Here is a 20,262-nt window from a genome sequence, read left to right as displayed (position 1 = left end):
AGCCGGGACCTACGCCCCGGCCCACTTCCGCAGCAGCGCCTCGCGTTCCTCGTGCGGCGGAGTGCCCTCGGCCGCGTGGTCACGGCCCCAGGCGAGGAGATCGCCGATGTCGGTGCCGCCGTCGGCGAGCCGCTGGAGGAGGGTGACGGAGAGCTCGTACTCGGAGGGCAGGTAGATCCCTCCGGCGACGGCCGCGTGCACATCGGCCTGGACGGTCTCCTCGGCCGTCGCCACCTCCACGGAGAAGGCGGGCGGCAGATCGCCGTAACCCGTGACCGCGACGAGCGCGGCGTCGAAGGCCATGGACGCCAGCCTCCGCGCCCCGGAGCGCACGGGCACATCGCGCGTCTCGATCCGGACCACCTCGTCCCACGTCCAGAACCTGCCCCGGCCGGCCCCCAGCACCTCGACGCCGTCCTCGGACAGCCGCACCCCGGAGGCCGCCCCCTCGGGCTCGGCCCCCACGTACACCGAGTCCTCGCCGATCCAGAACAGGCCGACCATGGCCATGAACGCCTCCCGCAGTTGGTCCGGGGGGAGAGCTGATCCCGCCCCCCGTTTCGCCGTAGGAGACGGGCGTGACCGGCGAGAGGTTGCGATCTTTCCGGCCGGACCGGCGTGGGTGAATGCCGCCGTCAGGGTGGGGCCGTAACCCATGTGAACGTCCTGGATGGTGGGACGGCCCGGCATGACTGACGGTGGTGCACGTCGGGGCCGGGTCTCGTGAGCTGGCGAGGCGTCAGCGCCCGGTCCGTGACGGAAGGACTCACCGATGCGCTCTGCAGGCATGCTGCTCGCGACGGCCACGGCCACGGCCGCCCTCGCGATCGCCGCACCCACCGCCTACGCCGAGACGATGGGCGACGGGGACCACGACTCCACTTCCTACAGCAAGGAGCACGACAAGGACGGCAAACACCACAAGCCGCGCGGCGGGATGCACACGGGTGGTGGAGCGCTGGCCGCGGTGACCGCGGACGACGCGGCCACCCGCAACCACGACGAGCACGACGAGCACGGCAAGCATGACGAGCACGGCAAGCACGACGGGCACGGCAAGCATGACGAGCACGGCAAGCACGACGAGCACGGCAAGGACGACCACGGCAAGCACGAGAAGGACTCCCGGCACGGCGACAAGCACCACAAGCCGCACGGCGGGGTGGACACGGGTGGCGGCGCGCTGACCGTGGCGAACACGAACGACGACTGGGACCCCAAGCACGACCCGGACACCTACAAGGACGGCGAGCACGGCGACGACTCCTGGGGCGACAAGCACGACGAGGACCCCTGGGGCGACGAGCACGGCAAGCACGACGACCACGAGAAGGGTTCCTGGAACGGCGACAACCACGACAAGCCGCGCGGCGGGATGCACACCGGTGGCGGCGGGCTTGCCGGCGCGCCGGGCGTCACGGCCGGCGGGCTCGCGGTGCTGGCGGTCGCCGGCACCGGCCTGTACGCCCTGCGGCGCCAGAAGGCCTCCCAGGGTGCGGCATGACCGAGGCCTGACCGCATAGCCGCCGCGGCCGCCGCACGTGCTCCTCGCGTCGCGGCGGCCCGGCTCGTCCTCCCGCGCGCCGTGTCCGCTGTCGTGTCCGCTGCCGTGTCCGTTCCGCTGCCGTGTCCGAATGAGGTGGTCTCCGATGGCAGCCAGCCCCAGCCCCCCGTCCCCTGCCGAACCCGGCCCCGCGCCGTCGAAGCGGCGGCTCCGCACCGTCGTGTCGGTCTTCTGGGGTCTCGCCGCCCTGGTCCTGACCGTGAGCCTGGTCGCCGGCCGCGGCGAGTCGTCGTCCGACGCCGGCGGTCCGCCGCACGCCCCGCCGGCCGTCCCGACGGCCGCGCCCGCCACCTCCGCCGCGCCGGACGCGCCGTCCTCGTCCGCGGCGCCGCACCGGTCCGACGCGTCCGGGACCGGCCGGCATCTGCCGCGGTCCCGGCCGGTCCGCCTGTACATCCCCAAGATCTCGGTGAACGCGCCCTTCACCGACCTCGCCATCGGCCGTTCGGGTCAGCTCGAACCGCCTCCGGCCGACGACATCAACCTCGTCGGCTGGTACGCGAAGGGCGCCTCGCCCGGCGAGCCCGGAACGGCGATCATCGCCGGGCATGTGGACACCGCGACGTCCCCGGCCGTGTTCGCGGGGCTCAGCGCGCTGAAGAAGGGCGACCGGTTCCACGTGGCGCGAGCCGACGGCAGCAGGGCGACCTTCGTCGTCGACGGCACGCAGTCCTTCGACAAGGACGACTTCCCCAGCGAGCGCGTGTACGGAGACACCCCCGACGCCCAGGTCCGGCTCATCACGTGCGCGGGTGCCTACGACCGCAAGGCCCGGGACTACACCGAGAACCTGGTGGTCTTCGCCCACCTCGTCTGACTTCCGGGCCCCGGCCTGACTAGGTGTTTTAAAGTGACTGCACCAGCTTCAGGCGACTGTGGGACCTGTGAGGTATTCGCGAACCATGACGACCGAAACGTTTGAGTTCCAGGTAGAGGCGCGTCAGCTGCTCCAGCTGATGATCCACTCGGTCTACTCGAACAAGGATGTCTTCCTGCGGGAGCTCCTCTCCAACGCCTCCGACGCGCTGGACAAGCTGCGCCTGGAGAAGTTGCGGGACGACTCGCTCGACGCCGATGTGTCCGACCTGCACATCGAGATCGACGTCGACAAGGAGGCCCGGACCCTCACGGTGCGGGACAACGGCATCGGGATGTCGTACGACGAGGTCGGACAGCTCATCGGCACCATCGCCAACTCCGGTACGGCCACCTTCCTGAAGGAGCTGCGGGAGGCCCAGGACGCGGCCAGTGCCGAGGGGCTCATCGGCCAGTTCGGCGTCGGCTTCTACTCCGGCTTCATGGTGGCGGACGAGGTGACGCTGGTGACCCGGCGCGCCGGCGAGGGCCAGGGGACCCGCTGGACGTCCCGCGGCGAGTCCACGTACACGCTGGAGAAGGCCGACGACGCGCCGCAGGGCACCTCCGTCACGCTCCACCTCAAGCCCGCCGACCCGGAGAACCAGCTCCACGACTACACGTCGCCGTGGACGATCAAGCAGATCGTCAAGCGGTACTCGGACTTCATCACCTGGCCGATCCGGATGGTCCCGGAGGCGGCCGACGGCGAGGACGCGCCCGAGCCCGAGACGCTGAACTCGATGAAGGCCCTGTGGGCGCGGTCGCGCGACGAGGTGTCCGACGACGAGTACCACGAGCTGTACAAGCACATCAGCCACGACTGGCGCGAGCCGCTGGAGACGATCCGGCTCCAGGCCGAGGGCACCTTCGAGTACCAGGCCCTGCTCTTCGTCCCCTCGCACGCCCCGCACGACCTGTTCACGCGGGACTTCAAGCGCGGCGTCCAGCTGTACGTGAAGCGCGTCTTCATCATGGACGACTGCGAGGCGCTGCTGCCGCCCTACCTCCGCTTCGTCAAGGGCGTGGTCGACGCGCAGGACCTGTCGCTCAACGTCTCCCGGGAGATCCTCCAGCAGGACCGGCACATCCGGATGATGCAGCGCCGGCTGACCAAGAAGGTCCTGTCCACGATCAAGGAGATCAAGACCAAGGACGCCGACCGCTACGCCACCTTCTGGCGCGAGTTCGGCACGGCCTTGAAGGAGGGCCTGGTCACCGACTCCGAGAACCGGGACGCCATCCTCGCCGTCGCGTCGTTCGCCACCACGCACGCCGAGGACGAGCCGACCACGCTCGCGCAGTACGTGGAGCGGATGAAGGACGGCCAGGACGACATCTACTACATCACCGGCGAGTCCCGGCAGAGCATCGAGAACTCCCCGCACATGGAGGCGTTCCGGGACAAGGGCATCGAGGTCCTGCTGCTCACCGACGCGGTCGACGAGGTGTGGGTCGACGCCGTCGGCGAGTACGAGGGCAAGAAGCTGCGCTCCGTCGCCAAGGGCGAGATCGACCTCGACGGCGAGAAGGACGAGAAGGCCGAGGGGGAGCGGGAGAAGCAGGCCGAGGACTACGCGGGACTGCTCGGCTGGATGCGGGAGCAGCTGGACGAGGACATCAAGGAGGTGCGTCTGTCGGCGCGGCTCACGGTCTCCCCGGCCTGCGTCGTCTCGGACGCGCACGACCTGACCCCGGCCCTGGAGAACATGTACCGGGCGATGGGCCAGGAGGTGCCGCGCACCAAGCGGATCCTCGAACTCAACCCCGGCCACCCGCTGGTGAAGAACCTGAACGAGGCGTACAAGGAGCGCGAGGACCGCTCGGGTCTCGTCGAGTCCGCCGAGCTGCTCCACACGCTGGCGGTGCTCGCCGAGGGCGGCCAGCCCAAGGACCCCGCACGCTTCGTCAAGCTCGTGGCCGACCGCCTGGAGCGCACGCTGTAGGCAGGGAGCGGATCAGCGGGGGTCCGGGGCGTCCGCCGCCCGCGCGCCGGGCGGGGTCGTGCCGGTGCCCGGCGGGACGATCTCGCCCTGGACCACCCGCGGCGCGGCTCCGGCCTCCTCGTCCTGCGCGGCGCGTGCCTCGGCCTTGAGGATGCGGGCCGACTTGCCCGCCGACCGGGCCAGTTCGGGCAGCTTCCTGGCTCCGATCACGGCTATGACGACGATGAGGAGGATCGCGAGCTCGCTCAGTCCGAACATGGTGTCCTGTCCTTTCCCGCCCGGGCCGGGCACGGCGCGAGCGTATCGGGCGGGGAGCACGGTGTGATCCCCGCCTCCGCAGGTGCGACCGCCGGATGCCGGAGCAGATGGGGCAGGATGCCGCGGTCGAGCAGGGCCTGCCGCCAGGCGAGCCGGGCGTGCTCCACGCGGTCGGCCCGTCCGCCCAGGGCCGAGCGCAGCAGCGCGGCCAGGCCGATGAGACCGGTCACGGCCGCCACGAGCGCCAGCGTCCAGCCGGCCGCGACGAGCGATCCGGGCAACGGGCCCGGTGCGTCGGCGACTTGGAGCAGGCCGCCGAGCAGGAGCAGAGCCCCGGCGGACGTCGCCGCCACGAGCGGCGTGAGCACCGCGAGGGCGGGCAGCAGAGTGCCCGTCGCGAGCGGGCGCCGCGCGTCCTGCCGGGCGGCGGTCCGCGCGGCGCGGTAGGCGCGGTAGGGCTCGCCGGCCGCCGCCGTGATGTCGTCGGCGTGGGCGAGCGCGTGGGCGCGCAGGTGCGCGGCCGTCCTGCCGGTCGGGTCGGCGCGCACGGCGCCGTGGAGGTCCGCGGTGCTCAGCGCCAGATCCAGTACCGCTTCGAAGTCCGCGCGGTCCTCGGGGTGAAGGCGGGGCGGATCGGCCACAGAGTCTCCTTGTCGGTTGCTGTGTCGGACGTCGGTACCCGACGCAGTGAAATCTACAACACTGTAGAAGTAGCTGGGGTCGGCCCCGCGGATCTATACGATGTCCGCAGGGCAAGGCAGGGCGGCGAAGGGAGACAGGGCGGTGACCGAACCCCGGCAGCGTCCCCGGCGGGGGCAGGGCGAGCTGGAGGCGCTGGTGCTGTCGGCACTGCGCGAGGCGGACGGTCCGGTGACGGCCGGCTGGGTGCAGGAACGCCTCGGCGGTGACCTCGCGTACACAACGGTGATCACGATCCTGACCCGGCTGCTGGGCAAGGGCGCGGTCACCCGGGAGCGGGTGGGCCGGTCCTTCGCGTGGACGCCCGCCGCGGACGAGGCGGGACTGGCCGCCCGGAAGATGCGCAAGGTCCTGGACGCCGAGAGCGACCGCGAGGCCGTCCTGGCCAGCTTCCTCACCGGCCTCGGCCCGGACGACGAGCGGCTGCTGCGTGACCTGCTGGAACAGGCCCATGGCGAGGGGGAAGACTGAAGCCTCATGGGGGTCTTCGTCTTTCTGCCACTGGTTCTCCCGCTCACGGCATGGCCGGTCGCGCGTCTGGCCGAACAGCATCTGCATCCACGCACCGCGACCCGGTTGCTGACCGCGATGGCCGCGGTGCTGGCGCTGTGCAGCACGGTGTGCCTGGGTCTGGTCATGGTGGTCGGCACCGCCCAACTGCCCGGCAATCCGCTGCCCGACGGCTGGTCGGACCCCGAGGTGCGGGCGGCGGTGCCGTTCGACGAGGTCGTCGGCAAGGCCGCGATTCCCGCGCTGTGCGCGGTGGTCGTCGCCTGCGCCCGCACAGTGTGGCGGCACGCCCGGGTACGCAGCCGGGCCCACCGCGCGCTGGCCGGGCTGCCGGACACGGAGGTGGCCGTACTGCCGGACGGCGCTCCCTACGCGTATGCGCTGCCCGGTGGTGGGCGCCGTGGCGTTGATGCTCCGCGGGGCGGTGCTCGGCGTGGCGGTCGCACTGGCGATTCCGAGCCGCACGGCCGCGCCGGGCGCCGTGTCCGTGGTCGGCGCGGGGGGCGTGTCGTGGTGACCACGGCGCTGCTGGACCGGCTCCGGCCGGCCGAGCGCCGGGCCCTGTTCTCCCACGAGCGGGCGCACCTCGACGCCCGGCACGACCGTTTCCTGCTCACCGTGCAGCTCGCGGCCCGGGCCAACCCGTTCCTGCGGCCGCTGCGCACCGCCGTGGCGTACACGGCCGAGCGGTGGGCGGACGAGGAGGCGGCCCGGGCGATCGGCAGCCGCCGCACGGTGGCGCGTGCCATCGGCACGGCCGCCCTGGTCTCCCGGGGCACCCCGGCGCCCACGCTCGCGGGACTCGCCGCGCCGGGCCCGGTGCCGCGCCGGGTGGCGGCCCTGCTGGGCCCGCCACCCGCCGTACGCACCTGGCCCCCGGTGTTCACCTCGGTCGGGCTGGCGGCGTGGGGCGCGGCCGCGGGAACGGCCGTGTCGGCGATGTCGTCCGCGAACTCCGCCGTCACGATGGTGCTCATCCTGCACGCCGCGACGCCTCTTTGAGGGGTGGGGTGCCGCTTGCGGCGGCACCCCTGTGAGGCGAGCGGGCTCACCTCACCACGCGAGTCAGCCCACGACCCGGCCCAGTTCGATCCGGTCGATGTTCGGCGCCCAGGCGCTCGCGTTGCCGAACGTCACCTTGTTCGCGCCCTTCGCCAGATCGACCGGGACGCCGACGGTCCAGTAGTCGTCCCAGCTCCAGGTGTTCTTGAAGGTGACCTTCACCGGGTCCGCGGACCCGATCGTGACGTCCGCCGTACGGGACATGATGTCCGTGTTGTAGGCGTGGCCGTTGTCCCGGCGGTCGTTGTGCGCGTAGTGGACGACCAGCAGGTAGCGGCCGGACCGGGGCGCGTCGACCGTGAACTCGGCGGTGCTGGAAGCGCTGTTGCCGAGCCAGCCGATGTACGACCCGGCCGACGCGTGCGGGGAGTCGACGAGCTTGGCCCCGCCGGCGAGCGTGGCCGAGGCGCCCTCGTAGGAGAGGGTGCCGGCGGACGAGCCGTCGCCCGACACGTCGAGGGAGCGGACGGCGGAGTGGCCCGACGTCATCGCGATCCGGTTGTTGCCCGCGACCAGGTAGAGCCGCAGCGGGCGGCCGGGCGAGGCCGTCACCGTCTCCCCGTGCAGCGAGAGCTTCACGGCCGCCGAGGTCCGCGGCACCACCGTGTAGTAGCCGTCGCGTGGGGCGTAGACGTCGAACACCGCCTTGTCACCGGAGCGCAGCACCAGGGAGCCCGTGCCCACCCCGGCCGACGAGGTGTAGTCGTACGACGGCTTGCCGCTGATGTCCGCCAGCGTGGCCTCGTAGGACGCGGAGGGCGCGCCCGTCCGCGTGGTCAGGTCGATCCGGTCCAGTGTGACCTCGGCGTCGCCCTTCGACAGGGTCAACTGGTGTGTGCCCGCCTTGAGTTGGACACTGACGTCCTTCTTGGCGCGGTACGTCCAGTTCTCGGTGGAGGGGTAGGTGACCGTCACCGGGTCGCCGCCGTCGACCGACAGCTTCTGCGTGGCGGGGCCGCCCGACTGGTTGCCGTACAGGATCGCCAGGTCGTACGTGCCGTCCTTCGGCACCGTCACCGAGAAGGCGACCTTGCTGCCGGGCTGGTTGAGCGAACCGACGTCCTTGGTGCCGGACGCCGCGTAGCCGTTGGCGTTCTGGACCGTGCCCTGCGTGTAGACCTTGCCGTCGGTGATCGCCGCGTCCTCGGCCTCGTACGACGCCGACCACGGCACGGAGGCGGCGGACGGGGTGCCGGAGCCGCCGGGCGTGAGGACGACCCGGTACGCCGACATCTTGTGCAGGCCGCGCAGCGGCACGGTCACCGAACCGTCGTCCGCGACCTTCACCTTGGTGCGCGCGAGGACCCGCGGCGCCGCGTGCTGCCCCTCGTACCCGGACCAGGCGGCCTCGGCGACGGTCGCGGTGACCGTACGGCCGAACACCGACCGGGGGACGCCCCGCACGACGACGTCCGAGTCGGCCGCGGAGCCGCCGAGCAGGACCTGCGCCTGGCGGCGGGAGGTGTCGAGGGAGGCGAGCCCCTGGAGGGTGTCGATGGTGTTGGGCTGCGGCGGCGTCACCTTCACGGTGTTGCCGGTCATGCCCGCGTACCAGCGGAAGAGCCACCAGCCGCCGTTGGGGATGTTCGAGCGCACGACGTGGCCGCTGAGGTTGCCGGCCGCGTCCCAGTACGCCATGTTGGCGTACACCTTGTTGCGCTCGAACAGGGACACCCACTGCACGAGCTGCCCGGGCACGGACAGGTCGCGGCGGTTGGCGTACTCGTCGATGTCGATCTTCAGCGGGACTATGCCCGCCTCGCGCTCCAGCTTGCGGTAGTCGTCGTAGTGCGCCTGGAAGTCGCGCAGCGAGCCGGAGCCCAGCTCGTGCCAGGTCATCACCTGGGGGAGCACGTTCTCGCGCTTGGCGAAGGCGAGGAAGTCCTTCAGCAGGCGGGTGTGGTACGCGGCTTCGTTGGGTCCGGCGATCCTCGCGTCCGGGTCGATCGCGCGGATCCGCTGGTACACCGTCTTCCAGTCCTTGAAGAACCTGTCGCGGTTCTTCTCGTACTGGGCCTGGTCGGCGACGTCGAGCTTGTACCAGATCTGGTCGGGCTCGTTGAACGGGATGTAGACGAAGCGGTCGCTGTTCGGGTCGGCCGAGACCTCCTTGGCGATCTTGTCAACCTTGGGGAGGTAGTCGTCGATGCCGAGGTCCTCGTACGGCCACTTGGCGTAGATGTCCTGCATCATCACGTTGATCTCGCCGCCGCCGTTGCGGAAGAACGACTTGGAGACCGTGAGCGCGTCGCCGTTGGGGTGCTGCGCGCCGCCCTCCGGCTTCTGCGAGATGCTGGTGATCTTCAGGGGCGCCATCGCGGCGTCGCTGGGCACCCCGTCGTCGCTGACCCCGTACAGCGAGCCGTTGGCGCCGAGCATCACCGGTCCCTCGGAGGCTTTGAGGTCGACGGTGAGGCGCTGTGGATCGGCTGCCGCTGCCGCGTTGCCGGCTGCGGGGAGAGTGGCTGCCATGGCGGCTGCTCCAAGTAGTGCTGTCATCAAGGCGGTTCTGGTACGGGACCTCGTACCGGCTCTCGTGCGGGTGGGGGTGATCACGCTGCTGGACCTCCAGTCACTTCACGGCTCCACTGGTGATTCCGGACACGATCTTTCGCTGGCCGACGAGGAACACGGCGACCATGGGCAGGCTCATCACCACGACGTACGCGAAGACGAGATGCCAGTTGTTGAGGTAGAGCTGGGCGCTGGCGACCTGGTAGAGGTTGAGCGGCAGGGTCGCCCGGTCTCCGCCGCCGAGGACGAAGAACGCGTAGAAGATGTCGCTCCAGGCGTAGAGCATCACCATGATCGTCGCGGTGGCGATCACGGGCCGGAGCAGCGGCAGGACGATCCGCCAGAAGATGCGTGACGGACTCGCCCCGTCCATCCGGGCCGCCTCCTCCAGCTCCATGGGGATGGCGCGGATGAAGCCGGTCATGAAGAAGATCGACGTCGACAGGTACATCCCGGTGTAGACGGCGATCATGCCGGGGCGGGTGTTGGACAGCCCCAGTTGCCGCAGCTCCATCACGATCGTGATGACGGCGGGTGGCAGCAGCAGTCCGCTGATGCACAGCGCGTACGCCGCCGAGACCAGCTTCGACTTGCGGCGGGCGAAGACCCAGGCGGCGCCCGCGCCCAGGATCAGCACCAGGACCACCGAAGGCACCACGACCAGCAGCGAGTTGAGGAAACCGCGCAGCATCTCGCCCTGGCTGACGGCGTCCGCGTAGTTGCTCGCGGGCTGCCACTGCCGGGGCAGGTCCAGGTTCGGCTTGATCGCCTCGGCCTGCGGCTTGGCCGAGGTGACGGCGACCAGCCACAGCGGCACGCCCACGGCCAGCGCGGCGAGCAGGACGACGAGGGAGGGGCGGCCGTACCGCCACACCGCGGTCACAGCAGCTGCTCCCTTCGCCGGAGCCCCACGACCAGCGGGATCGCCACGGCGACCACCACCAGGAACAGGACGAGGCTCATCGCGGACGCCTGCGCGTAAAGGCCCTGCCCGAAGATCCGGAACATGTAGATGTTGAAGACCTCGGTGGAGGCCGCGGGGCCGCCGCCCGTCGTGGCCTGCACGATGTCGAAGGTGTTCATCGAACCGATCAGCGCGGTGGTGACGTTGAAGGTGACGGCCGGCGCGAGCATCGGCCAGCGCACCGACCAGAAGGTCCGCCAGGGCCCCGCGCCGTCGCACTTCGCGGCCTCCAGCATCTCGCCGGGGATGCCCTTGAGCCCGGCCAGATAGATGAGCATCGACAGGCCCATCCACTTCCACCCGTGGATGAGCGTGACGATCACCAGCGTCCAGGTCGTCGAGCCCAGCCACGGGATGTCCGTGCCCAGGACGGAGTTGACGGCCCCGTCCTGGTCGAGCAGCGCCTGGAAGACGTAACCGGTCGCCAGGGCCGAGATCAGCACCGGCAGGAAGAAGACGGCACGGAAGAACCGGTTGAAGCGGCTGTCGTCCTCCAGCAGCAGCGCCAGCACGAGCCCGAAGCCGTTCTGGAACAGCGCCGCCAGCAGCGCGTACACCAGGGTCGTGCGGATCGCCCGCAGCAGCGAGCCGTCCTCGGCGATGGTCTGGAAGTTGTCCAGGCCCGTGAAGGCGATGTCCGCGTGGTACGAGGACCAGTTGGTGAACGGGTAGTAGAAGTTCAGCAGGTTGGGCACCAGGAAGAAGCCCGCGAAGACGACGATCGCGGGGAGCGCGAACCACCAGGGGTGGTGCACGGCGGCGCGTGGCAGCCGTCCCACGCCCTTCGGTGCGCCTTGTGCAGCCGGCTGCTTGCGCGTACGTACGACCGTGTCCGCCATGGTCAGAACCCGGGGGCGCCCTGGGCCTTGGCCACCTGCGCGAACTGGTCCTGGATCGCCTGCGCGACCTGCTGCGGGCTCTTCTTGCCGAAGATCATGTCGGCGAGGTAGAGGTGGGTGTCGGGGGCGACGATCGCCTTGGCCTGGAAGACGCCGATGGCCTTGGGCAGGGCCGCCACCTGGGCCTCGGACGCCTCGGGCAGTCCGTCGGGGGTGGGCACGGACGGCTGCACGGACGGGATCTTCATCGTCTTGATGTAGTCCGGGTAGTCCGGGCCGAGCCAGAAGGCGAGGAACTGCCGGGCCGCGTTCTGGCGCTTGTCGTCACCGGTCTTGAAGGCGACGACACCGTTGGTCTGGTCGGGGGAGTACAGGCCGGTTGCCGAGGAGTTGGCGACCGGGAACCAGCCGATCTTCTTGTCGAGCTCGGCGGTGGAGTATTTGGCCTGCAACTGGCTCTGGAAGGAGGTGACGTTGAGGACCATGCCGGCCTCGCCCTTCCACAGCGCGTCGGCCTGCCCGGTGAAGGTGCCCGTCCGGTAGTTCTTCTGGGCGAGCCCGGCGTCGAGCAGCTTCTCCTTGTACTTCTTGATCGCGCCGACGACGACCGGGTCGGTCCACTTCTTCTTGCCGGCGTTCAGGTCGGCCCACCACTGCCGGTCGAGGTCGGTGAGCTGGACCTGCATCTGCCACTGGAGCGGCCACTTGTCGCCGCCTGCCTCGTAGAAGGCGGCCGCGTCGGTCTTGTCGACGACCTTGCGGCCGAGGGCGAGGAGCTCGTCGTAGGACTTGGGGAAGTCCTTCTCGCTGAGCCCGGCCTGCTTGAAGACGTCCTTGTTGTAGTAGACGCCGAGCATGGCGGGGCTGGTGACGATCGCCGCGTACCGCTTGCCGTCGATCATGCCGAGGGACTTCTCGGTGTCGCCGAGCTTGGCCTCCCACGGCTCCCCGTCGAGGGTCAGGAGGTTCTGCTTCGGCTGGATGAACGGCAGCGTGGAGATGGACGGCTGCCAGAACATCAGGTCGGGGCGGTCGCCCGAGGCCAGCTTCGTCGGCACGTTCTGCTCGTAGAGGTCCGGGATCGCCTGGGTGTCGACCTCGGCGCCGGTGGCCTTCTCGAAGGCGTCGATGACCTGCTTCGGCGCGTTCACCGTGTTCTGCGCGGTCCACATGGTCAGCTTCACGCCATCCAGCCGCGCGGTCGGATTCACCGCCGCCTGCTTGGCGTCCGAACCGTCCGAACCGGAGTCCCCGGCGGTCGGGTCGCTGCACGCGGTGGCGGCCAGGCCGGCGGCGCATATCAGCGCCAGGGCGGGGAGAGCTCTTCTCTTCATCTCGTGCCTTTCCGGAGCATGCGGTTCGGTTCAGAGAGCGGGACTCACAACTGCTGCGCTGGTTCGGGTTGTTCAGGCATCGGTGGTTAGGCGTCGGCGGGCGGCGGCCCCGAGCTCTCCCGCACCACCAGTTCCGGTACGGACACGGGATGCGGGGCGACCGGCGCGGACTCCTCCAGCGCGCCGTGCAGCAGGGCGAACGCGGACCGCCCGAGGCCGGTGAAGTCCAGGCGTACGGTCGTCAGGGACGGGGTGAGGAAGGCGGAGTGCGGGGCGTCGTCGAAACCGGCCACGCTGACCTCGCCCGGCACCGGGCGGCCGGACTCGTGCAGGGCGCGCAGCACGCCGAGCGCGAGGTCGTCGTTGCCGCACAGGATCGCGGTGACGGACTGGTCCTTCGCCAGCTTCAGCCCGGCGGCGTGCCCGCCCGCCGGCCCCCAACTGCTCTGCACGGGGCGGGGTTCCGGGGCGCCGGCCTCCTTCAGCGCCTGCCGCCAGCCGCTGGTGCGGGCGCTGGTGCGGCGGGTGCTGGACGGGATGGCCACGTAGTGCACGGTCTCGTGGCCGAGGGAGAGCAGGTGGCGGGTCGCCTGGTAGGCGGCCTCCCGGTCGTCGGCCCACACCCACGGACGGTCGCCGCCGGGCGGGCTCGCGGGGGTCTCGACCACGCCCACCACCGGCAGCCCGGCGGGCACGGCTTCCAGCGCCCGGACACCGGCCGGATCGTATGCGATCACGACGATCCCGCCGCCCGCGTCCGCCGCGCGCTGCACCTCGGCGGCGACGGCCGCGTCCTCGGCCGACTCCAGCACCCCGATCCCGACCGCGTACGACGCCGCGCGGGCGGCCTCCTCGATGCCCTGGAGGATCGAGGCGTAGCCGTAGTGGGTGGTGTTCGCGGTCAGCACGGTCACGGCCCGGCTGCGCCCGCTGGCCAGGGCGAGGGCGGTCGCGTTGCGGCGGAAGCCCAGTTCCTCGATGGCGGCGAGCACCCGCTCCCGGGTGGACGGCCGGACGCTGGGATGGCCGTTGATCACTCGCGAGACCGTCTGGTACGAGACCCCCGCGGCGGTCGCGACGTCCCTGATGCTCGCCGGGCGCCTTGTGTGACCGGTCACATTCATGCGAGGATTGTGACCGGTCACACTTGGGTCGTCAAGAGACCGTAACGAGGGATTCACGCGGACCTCCGCTCCCCGAAGCGGGGCGGGGCCAGGAGGGGGAGCACCTTGACCGGCACGGCGGATGCGGCGCACATGGCCTCCAACCAGCGGCAGGACGAGTTCACTTGGGGACATCAAGCCCTCCGGGCCGGGTTCGCGATCGCCGCCGACGGGACCCTGCGGCTGGTCCGGCTGGCCCACCCCGACGACGATCGCCCCGCCACCCCCCACTCCGCGCTCCCGCTCGTGGAGCTCACCGCCCTCGGCCACGGCAGCGGCTGGTCCGGCCCCCGCTTCACCGGCACGGCCCTCGGCGCCCGGCTCGCCTACCGGACCCACCGCACGGACAGACGCGACGGCTGGGAGTGGCTGACCGTCGAACTCCACGACGCGGACACCGGATTGACGGCGTCCGTCGAGCTCACGTCACCCACCGGACTGCCCGTCCTGCGCTCCCGAGTCCGCCTCCGCAACGAGGGCCGGGCGCCCCTGGTCGTCCAGTCCGTCAGCAGCCTCCTGCTCGGCGGCCTGCCCGCCCCGGACGCCCTCGACGTCCACCGGGCCCGCAACGACTGGCTCGCCGAGTGCCGTTGGTACGCCGAACCGTTGCGCGCCGCCGTCGCCGACATCCACGTCGACGTCCACGAGCACGACAGCCGGGCCGCCCTCGCCCTCACCGGGCGCGGCAGCTGGCCCACCGACGGACATCTGGCCATGGGCGCGCTGACGGAACGGGACGGCGGCCGGGCCTGGGCGTGGCAGGTCGAGTCCCCGGCCGGCTGGCGCTGGGACCTGGGCGAACGCGCACACGGCACCTACCTTGCGCTGAACGGCCCCACCGACGCGGAACACCAGTGGCGGGTCCGGCTCACCCCGGGCGAGGAGTTCACCACCGTGTACGGAGCTCTAGCACTCGGCTCCGACCTCGACACGGCGATCGGCGCCCTGACCTCCTACCGCCGGGCGATCCGCCGCCCCCACCCGGACCACACCGCCCTCCCCGTCGTCTTCAACGACTACATGAACACCCTGATGGGCGACCCGACCACGGCCAAGCTCCTGCCGCTGATCGACGCCGCCGCCGACGCCGGCGCCGAGTACTTCTGCATCGACTCGGGCTGGTACGACGACGACACCCGGGGCTGGTGGGACAGCGTCGGCGCCTGGCAGCCCTCGCCGCGCCGCTTCCCCGACGGCGGCATCCGGGCTGTCCTGGACCGCATCCGGGAGCGCGGGATGGTGCCCGGGCTGTGGCTGGAGCCGGAGGTCGTCGGGGTGCGCAGCCCCGTCGCGGCCGAACTGCCCGACATGGCGTTCTTCCAGCGCGACGGCGTGCGCCTGACCGAACAGGGCCGCCACCAGCTCGACCTGCGGCACCCGGCCGCCCGCGCCCACCTCGACAAGACCGTGGACCGGATCGTCGGCGACTGGGGCGTGGGCTACCTCAAGCTGGACTACAACATCGTGGTCGACCCCGGCACCCAGGCACCCGGCGACCTCGCACCGGGAGCCGGGCTGCTGGGCCACGCCCACGCCTACCTGGACTGGCTGTCCGGCGTACTGGACCGCCACCCCTCACTCGTCGTGGAGAACTGCGCCTCGGGCGGCATGCGCATGGACGGCGCCACCCTGGCCGTCTCCCAGCTCCAGTCCACCAGCGACCAGCAGGATCCCCTGCGCTACCCGCCCATCGCCGCCGCCGCGCCCACCGCCGTCCCGCCCGAACAGGGCGCGGTCTGGGCCTACCCGCAGCCCGAGTTCGACGACGACCTGACGACGTGGACCCTGGGCGGGGCGCTGCTCGGCCGCATCCACCTCTCCGGCCACCTCAACCGCATGCCGGAACACCAACTGGCCCTCGTACGGGACGCGGTCGCGGTCTACAAGTCCATCCGCGGGGACCTCGCGCGCGCCCTGCCCTTCTGGCCGCTCGGCCTGCCCGGCTGGACGGACGAGTGGCTGGCCCTGGGACTCTCGGTCCCCGGTGACCGCACGGCGTACCTGTCGGTCTGGCGCCGGGGCGGACCGGCCGAACTCCGCGTCCCCGTCCGGCACCTGGCGGGCCGGAGCGTCCGCGCGGAGGTCCTGCACCCTTCCTCCGCGGAGGCGGGCCGGGTCGTCTGGGACGGGGACGGGCTGACGGTGTCCGTGCCGCGCACGCCCGGTGTGCTGCTGATCCGGCTCACGCAGAGCGGGTAGGCCAGGAGGTGTGGGCGGGGCGCCTGGCGTCACCCGCGTACGGCGTTCCCCTCGCGGACGGCATTCCGTTCCCGAGCCTGCTGATGCGCGTCCCGGCGGAACGCCCACGGCATCTCGGGCTCCATCACCCAGCGGAACAGCCGCCGCACCGGCGGGGTGCACAGCGCGGTCACGAGCACCGCGGCGAACGCCGTCACCACGACCACACCGACGGGCTGGTGGACCCACGCCGGCTCGTACCAGCCCCAGAACTTGGACCCCTGCGCGACGAAGCCGTGCAGCAGGTAGCCGTACAGCGTCCCCGCGCCCAGTGCCGTGAACCACGCCCGGCGCCCGGGTACCCACGCGAGGAAGCAGGCCACCAAGACCAGCGAACAGCCGAAGGTCACCAGTGTCATCACGGGCCCGTACCAGGCGGGTGCGGCGAGTTCCTCGGCGCTGTCGCGGTGGTAGAACCAGGCACCGGTCATCCGCGGGACCGCCCAGTAGGCCACCACGACCGCGGCGGCGAAGACCGGCACGGCCAGCACACGTGCCGAGCGGCGGCGCACCAGCCGGAAGTGCTCCGGCTTCAGCAGCAGACCGAGGACGAAGTACGGCAGGAACTGAAGGGTGCGTTGCAGGTCGAGGTCGTTGCCGACGGACGACGAGAGCGTCGCCAGCATCGCGATGACGAGGGCGACCGGCAGCGGCCACCGCACGCGCCGCCACACCGGCGTGGTCAGCCGCCAGATGAACAGCGCCGCCAGGAACCACGTCAGATACAGGGGATCCAGCAGGCTCACGGGCCGGTCGGGCTCCTGGTCCGTCCATCGCGTGAACAGCGTGTACGCCGTCTCGAAGACGACATAGGGAACGGCGAGCCCGGTGACCAGGCGCCTGACCCGCCCCGGGCTCGCGTCGAAGGAGCGGGAGAAGTAGCCGGAGATGACGATGAACGCCGGCATGTGGAAGGCGTAGACGACCATGTAGAGCGCGCTGACCGCGCGGCTGCCGTCCCGCAACGGCTCCCAGGCGTGCCCGATCGCCACCAGCACGATCGCGAGGTACTTGGCGTTGTCGAAGAACGCGTCGCGCTGCCCGGCCTGCTTCGGCGGGGCAGCGGCCTCGCGGGACGTACTCGCCCCGGCCTCGCCGCGGGTGCTCGCGACGGGCCGCATGCGCAGGGTGTCCTCGCGCAGAGTGTTCTCACTCATCGCGCCTCCCGCGCACGGTGCGGGGAACCGGGGCGGGCGGATACGCGTCTTGCCGGGGTTACGGCGGTTGGGTGCCGGTGCGACATCTCCGCCGCCTGACCCATGCGGAGCGACGTAAACCGCTTTCCGGGGTGGATGTCGCGCGGATCACACTCGCGGATCACCCCTGTGGCGACGGTGTCGCCGCGTCCGGCCCTTCCCGGGCGCGCCGGCACCGTCGCACACGGCCGGTCAGCTCACCGAGCAGGCCGCGCCGTTCAGCGTGAACGCCGTCGGGCTGGGGTTCGCCGTCGCCCGGGAGGCCGTGAAGCCGAGGGTGACCGAGCCCGCCGCGGGGATCGTCGCGGTGTACGGGGCGGCCGCGACGCTGACCTCGGAACCGCTCTGCGTCGCCGTACCGCCCCAGAGGTTGCTGATGCGCTGGCTGTCCGGGAAGGTCCAGCGCAGCGTCCAGCCGTTGATCGCCGACGTGCCGGTGTTGCGCAGGGTGATCTCGCCCTGGAAGCCGCCGGGCCAGGTGCTCGTCACCCGGTAGCCGACGCCGCAGGCCGCCGTCGAGCCGCCGGAGGACGTCGTGAGCGTCACCGTGGCCGAGCGCGGCGAACGGTTGCCGGCCGCGTCACGGGCGTAGACGGCGAAGGTGTAGGAGGTGGCGGGGGACAGGCCGGTGAGGGTGGCGGTCGTCCTGGTTGTGGAGGTGACCGCCGTCTCGGCGCCGCCACCGATCCGGACCACGTCGTAACCGGTGACGCCCGTCGCATCGGTGGCGGCGGCCCAGGTCAGGGTGGCGGACGAGGAGGTCACCCCGGAGGCGGTCGGGGTGCCGGGAGCGGTCGGGGGAGTGGTGTCGCCTCCGCCGGAGGAGTAGATCGCGGCCTCCTTGGCGGTGGCGGCGATGCCGTTCGCGCCGTTGAAGAGCCGCTGCCCCCAGCTCGTGAGCTGGTCCGGATCGAAGTTCGTGACCATGTCCAGGTACTCGACGCCGCCGCCGTTGCCGCTCCAGGACCAGCCGAGGTAGCCCAGGCGGAGCTGCTGCGCGACGGCCAGGATGGTGTCCTCGTCGGGGTTGCCGTCCGAGTGGTCGTGGCCGAACTCGCCGACGACGATGGGGAGTTTCGCCGTGACGAAGCGGTTCAGATAGTCGGTGATCTCGGCGGCGGTGTCGAAGACGCCGTACATGTGGATCGAGAAGATCGTGTTGGCATCCGGGTCGGAGGCGAAGACCGAGGCGGCGTTGTCGCGCATGGTGAACGCCCAGTCCTGGCCCCAGTTGGGCGCGTCGACCATGATCGTGTGGTCGAACCCGGCGTTGCGCAGCTTCTGGATGGCCGCCTTGGTGTCGGCCGTCCAGGCCGTGTAGCCGGTGTTGCCGTGCGGCTCGTTGCCGATGTTGACGATGACGTAGTCCTCCTGACCGGTCAGCGCGCTCTGCACGCTGATCCAGTAGTCGGCGGCGCGGGAGAGCGTGACGGCTCCGCTCTGTTCGCCGTACCCGGTGGTGTCGTGCACCTCCAGCACACAGATCAGCCGGTTCTGCTTGCACTGGGCGACCACGTTCGCCACGTCGGCGGTGTCGTTGCGGGTCCAGCGGTCACCGCTGGAGAGGACCACCCGGACGGTGTTGGCGCCCTTGGCCTTGATGTGGGAGAGGGAGCTGATCCGGTCCGGGAACCAGGTGTGGGCGTGGTTGACGCCACGCATCACGAAGTCGTTCCCGGACGCCTCCAGCAGCCGGCCGTTGTCGATGCGGAAGCCGGTGGGGGCGGCGTGTGCCGGTGTGCCGAGCGAGAGGAAGGAGAACAGGAGCCCGAGGAGGGCGACGGCGACGGTGGCCACGCGTGGGGTGGGGGCGGTGGCGGTGCGGGGTCTCATGGCGGCTCCAGAGGTGGGGGTGGAATGGGATGGGGCCTGTGCCGGGTCTCGTCCGGTCCTGGGGAGAGAGCGGTGGGTGTGCTGCCGGGCCGGCTGGTCCTGGTTCCTGGTCCGGGCCGGGTGTCAGTTGGCGGAACTCTTCGCCGTGCACGTGACGGTCGCCGCCGGGGCGCCGGCCGTTGCCGGGGCGGTGGCGACGAAACCGAACGTGGCACTCGCGCCGGGCGCCAGCGCCCCGTTCCACGCCGCGTTCGTGACGGTGGCCGTACCGTCCGCGGCCGTGCTGTGGGTTCCGTTCCAGACCTGGCCGATGCGCGCGCCGTCAGCCGGTACGACCGTCGCGGTCCAGCCCGAGGCGGCGGAGGCGGACGTGTTCGTCACGGTCACCTCTCCCTGGTAGCCGCCCTGCCACGTGGAGACGGCTCGGAAGCGGGCCGTGCAGGCCGCCGGGGCGTCGGGGTCGTCGGGGTTCTGCGGGACGCCCGCGTCGAGGACCGCCGCGAGGGCCGGGAACCAGCGGGCGGCGATCTTGTCGTCACCGGAGGCGTTGGGGTGCACCCCGTCGTAGGTGTCCGTGACGGTGCTGAAGCCTGTCCACTGGTCGACCACGGTGATCGGGGAGCGTTCGGTGCCGGTGGCCCGGGCCCAGTCGGGGATCCGCGCGTTGAAGTCGACGACACGCTGAGCACAGGCCGCGCAACTGCCCGGGTTCATGGGGATGAGCTGTGCGACGAGGATCCGCATGTCCGGATTCGAGGCCCGCATCTGCGTCACGAGCTTGGTGTAGGCGGCCAGGATGCGGTCCGGGGCGATGCTGCTCCACACGTCGTTCGTGCCGAAGTGCATGACAACGATGTCCGGACGCGTGGCCGCGAGCCTGCCCGGCAGCAGGTTCTGGTCGGCCACGTTGGTCACCAGCTCACCGCCGTGCCCCTCGTTGTCGCCGTCGTGCGCCTGTCCGCAGCCCTGCGGCGGGAGGGTGCCGACGAAGTCGACGTCCGTGTATCCGCTGTTCAGCAGCCGGTTCCAGAGCACCGCACGCCAGCAGCCCGGCGAGCCGGTGATCGAGTCGCCGAGCGGCATGACGCGGACGGGGTCGGCCGCCGGTGCGGCCGTGGCGCGGGGCGCGAAGGTGAGACCGAGGGGGAGGAGCAGGGCGGCCAAGAGGCCGAGAACCGGGATGATCCGTAAGCGCGAGGACGAGCGGCGGGTTCTGCGCATGGTGATCCCTTCCCTGGGCGAGGTGGGAGCGCTCCCATGCATCAAGCCACTGTTGTCATTGACGCG

General features: G+C 71.2%; 17 protein-coding genes. 6 read left to right on the top strand and 11 right to left on the bottom strand.

The window, feature by feature from the left end:
* Window positions 1-9: 9 nt before the first annotated feature.
* Window positions 10-510, bottom strand: coding sequence for a hypothetical protein (locus tag CP976_RS04825; RefSeq protein ID WP_150479175.1), 501 nt, complete (start codon window positions 508-510; stop codon window positions 10-12).
* A 262-nt stretch (window positions 511-772) separates the two neighbouring features.
* Between CP976_RS04825 and CP976_RS04820 the strand changes: the two genes are divergently transcribed.
* From CP976_RS04820 to htpG, 3 genes are all read left to right on the top strand, one after another.
* Window positions 773-1,504: a hypothetical protein gene (locus tag CP976_RS04820; protein ID WP_150479174.1), complete on the top strand. Its 732-nt coding sequence runs from the start codon at window positions 773-775 to the stop codon at window positions 1,502-1,504.
* A 145-nt stretch (window positions 1,505-1,649) separates the two neighbouring features.
* Entirely contained in the window at window positions 1,650-2,381 is a 732-nt protein-coding gene (locus tag CP976_RS04815; protein ID WP_150479173.1) for a class F sortase, read from the top strand.
* 85 nt (window positions 2,382-2,466) lie between these two features.
* Entirely contained in the window at window positions 2,467-4,365 is a 1,899-nt protein-coding gene (gene htpG, locus CP976_RS04810) for a molecular chaperone HtpG (RefSeq protein ID WP_150479172.1), read from the top strand.
* A 12-nt stretch (window positions 4,366-4,377) separates the two neighbouring features.
* On the opposite strand, the gene CP976_RS04805 is transcribed toward htpG, so the two are convergent.
* A complete protein-coding gene (locus CP976_RS04805) occupies window positions 4,378-4,623 on the bottom strand; it encodes a twin-arginine translocase TatA/TatE family subunit (RefSeq protein WP_150479171.1) in 246 nt (81 codons plus the stop codon).
* Complete coding sequence (locus tag CP976_RS04800; protein WP_150479170.1) at window positions 4,611-5,264, bottom strand: hypothetical protein; 654 nt, start codon at window positions 5,262-5,264, stop codon at window positions 4,611-4,613. The genes CP976_RS04805 and CP976_RS04800 overlap by 13 nt, the downstream gene beginning before the upstream one ends.
* 142 nt (window positions 5,265-5,406) lie before the next feature.
* Here CP976_RS04800 and CP976_RS04795 point away from each other — a divergent pair, with 142 nt between their 5' ends.
* Window positions 5,407-5,793: a BlaI/MecI/CopY family transcriptional regulator gene (locus CP976_RS04795; RefSeq protein WP_167537277.1), complete on the top strand. Its 387-nt coding sequence runs from the start codon at window positions 5,407-5,409 to the stop codon at window positions 5,791-5,793.
* 6 nt (window positions 5,794-5,799) lie between these two features.
* Window positions 5,800-6,834, top strand: a complete 1,035-nt coding sequence (locus CP976_RS04790; protein WP_150479168.1) for a M56 family metallopeptidase — start codon at window positions 5,800-5,802, stop codon at window positions 6,832-6,834.
* Between the two features lie 63 nt (window positions 6,835-6,897).
* Here CP976_RS04790 and CP976_RS04785 read toward each other — a convergent pair whose 3' ends face one another.
* From CP976_RS04785 to CP976_RS04765, 5 genes are all read right to left on the bottom strand, one after another.
* The gene (locus CP976_RS04785; protein ID WP_150479167.1) at window positions 6,898-9,366 is read right to left on the bottom strand and encodes a CBM35 domain-containing protein; all 2,469 of its coding nucleotides are present in this window, start codon (window positions 9,364-9,366) and stop codon (window positions 6,898-6,900) included.
* A gap of 100 nt (window positions 9,367-9,466) precedes the next feature.
* Window positions 9,467-10,291 (bottom strand): carbohydrate ABC transporter permease, encoded by an 825-nt coding sequence (locus CP976_RS04780; protein ID WP_086851056.1) that lies wholly within the window; start codon window positions 10,289-10,291, stop codon window positions 9,467-9,469.
* On the bottom strand, window positions 10,288-11,211 hold the full coding sequence (locus tag CP976_RS04775) for a carbohydrate ABC transporter permease (RefSeq protein WP_086851054.1): 924 nt from the start codon (window positions 11,209-11,211) through the stop codon (window positions 10,288-10,290). The genes CP976_RS04780 and CP976_RS04775 overlap by 4 nt, the downstream gene beginning before the upstream one ends.
* 2 nt (window positions 11,212-11,213) lie before the next feature.
* Window positions 11,214-12,545 carry an ABC transporter substrate-binding protein gene (locus CP976_RS04770; RefSeq protein ID WP_150479166.1) on the bottom strand — a complete coding sequence of 444 codons (1,332 nt, stop codon included), beginning with the start codon at window positions 12,543-12,545 and terminating at the stop codon, window positions 11,214-11,216.
* Window positions 12,546-12,631: 86 nt separating this feature from the next.
* Window positions 12,632-13,669, bottom strand: coding sequence for a LacI family DNA-binding transcriptional regulator (locus CP976_RS04765; protein ID WP_167537276.1), 1,038 nt, complete (start codon window positions 13,667-13,669; stop codon window positions 12,632-12,634).
* Window positions 13,670-13,801: 132 nt separating this feature from the next.
* On the opposite strand from CP976_RS04765, the gene CP976_RS04760 reads away from it, so the two are divergent.
* Window positions 13,802-15,907 (top strand): alpha-galactosidase, encoded by a 2,106-nt coding sequence (locus tag CP976_RS04760; protein WP_150485233.1) that lies wholly within the window; start codon window positions 13,802-13,804, stop codon window positions 15,905-15,907.
* 29 nt (window positions 15,908-15,936) lie between these two features.
* On the opposite strand, the gene CP976_RS04755 is transcribed toward CP976_RS04760, so the two are convergent.
* From CP976_RS04755 to CP976_RS04745, 3 genes are all read right to left on the bottom strand, one after another.
* A complete protein-coding gene (locus CP976_RS04755; protein WP_373304924.1) occupies window positions 15,937-17,103 on the bottom strand; it encodes an acyltransferase family protein in 1,167 nt (388 codons plus the stop codon).
* 231 nt (window positions 17,104-17,334) lie between these two features.
* The gene (locus tag CP976_RS04750) at window positions 17,335-18,975 is read right to left on the bottom strand and encodes a cellulase family glycosylhydrolase (protein ID WP_150479164.1); all 1,641 of its coding nucleotides are present in this window, start codon (window positions 18,973-18,975) and stop codon (window positions 17,335-17,337) included.
* Between the two features lie 123 nt (window positions 18,976-19,098).
* Window positions 19,099-20,196, bottom strand: coding sequence for a GDSL-type esterase/lipase family protein (locus tag CP976_RS04745; protein ID WP_150479163.1), 1,098 nt, complete (start codon window positions 20,194-20,196; stop codon window positions 19,099-19,101).
* Between the last annotated feature and the right edge of the window lie 66 nt (window positions 20,197-20,262).

It is taken from the genome of Streptomyces coeruleorubidus, from assembly GCF_008705135.1.
GTDB lineage: Bacteria > Actinomycetota > Actinomycetes > Streptomycetales > Streptomycetaceae > Streptomyces > Streptomyces coeruleofuscus.
This window is presented reverse-complemented; position numbering and strand designations above follow the sequence as displayed.

Bases quoted from the DNA above. Each gene is read 5' to 3' on its own strand.
- CP976_RS04775 (WP_086851054.1), bottom strand. From the start codon at position 11,211: ATGGCGGACACGGTCGTACGTACGCGCAAGCAGCCGGCTGCACAAGGC.
- CP976_RS04785 (WP_150479167.1), bottom strand. From the start codon at position 9,366: ATGGCAGCCACTCTCCCCGCAGCCGGCAACGCGGCAGCGGCAGCCGAT.
- CP976_RS04745 (WP_150479163.1), bottom strand. From the start codon at position 20,196: ATGCGCAGAACCCGCCGCTCGTCCTCGCGCTTACGGATCATCCCGGTT.
- CP976_RS04770 (WP_150479166.1), bottom strand. From the start codon at position 12,545: ATGAAGAGAAGAGCTCTCCCCGCCCTGGCGCTGATATGCGCCGCCGGC.
- CP976_RS04805 (WP_150479171.1), bottom strand. From the start codon at position 4,623: ATGTTCGGACTGAGCGAGCTCGCGATCCTCCTCATCGTCGTCATAGCC.
- CP976_RS04755 (WP_373304924.1), bottom strand. From the start codon at position 17,103: ATGAGTGAGAACACTCTGCGCGAGGACACCCTGCGCATGCGGCCCGTC.
- CP976_RS04765 (WP_167537276.1), bottom strand. From the start codon at position 13,669: ATGAATGTGACCGGTCACACAAGGCGCCCGGCGAGCATCAGGGACGTC.
- CP976_RS04815 (WP_150479173.1), top strand. From the start codon at position 1,650: ATGGCAGCCAGCCCCAGCCCCCCGTCCCCTGCCGAACCCGGCCCCGCG.
- CP976_RS04790 (WP_150479168.1), top strand. From the start codon at position 5,800: ATGGGGGTCTTCGTCTTTCTGCCACTGGTTCTCCCGCTCACGGCATGG.
- CP976_RS04825 (WP_150479175.1), bottom strand. From the start codon at position 510: ATGGCCATGGTCGGCCTGTTCTGGATCGGCGAGGACTCGGTGTACGTG.
- CP976_RS04820 (WP_150479174.1), top strand. From the start codon at position 773: ATGCGCTCTGCAGGCATGCTGCTCGCGACGGCCACGGCCACGGCCGCC.
- htpG (WP_150479172.1), top strand. From the start codon at position 2,467: ATGACGACCGAAACGTTTGAGTTCCAGGTAGAGGCGCGTCAGCTGCTC.
- CP976_RS04760 (WP_150485233.1), top strand. From the start codon at position 13,802: ATGGCCTCCAACCAGCGGCAGGACGAGTTCACTTGGGGACATCAAGCC.
- CP976_RS04750 (WP_150479164.1), bottom strand. From the start codon at position 18,975: ATGAGACCCCGCACCGCCACCGCCCCCACCCCACGCGTGGCCACCGTC.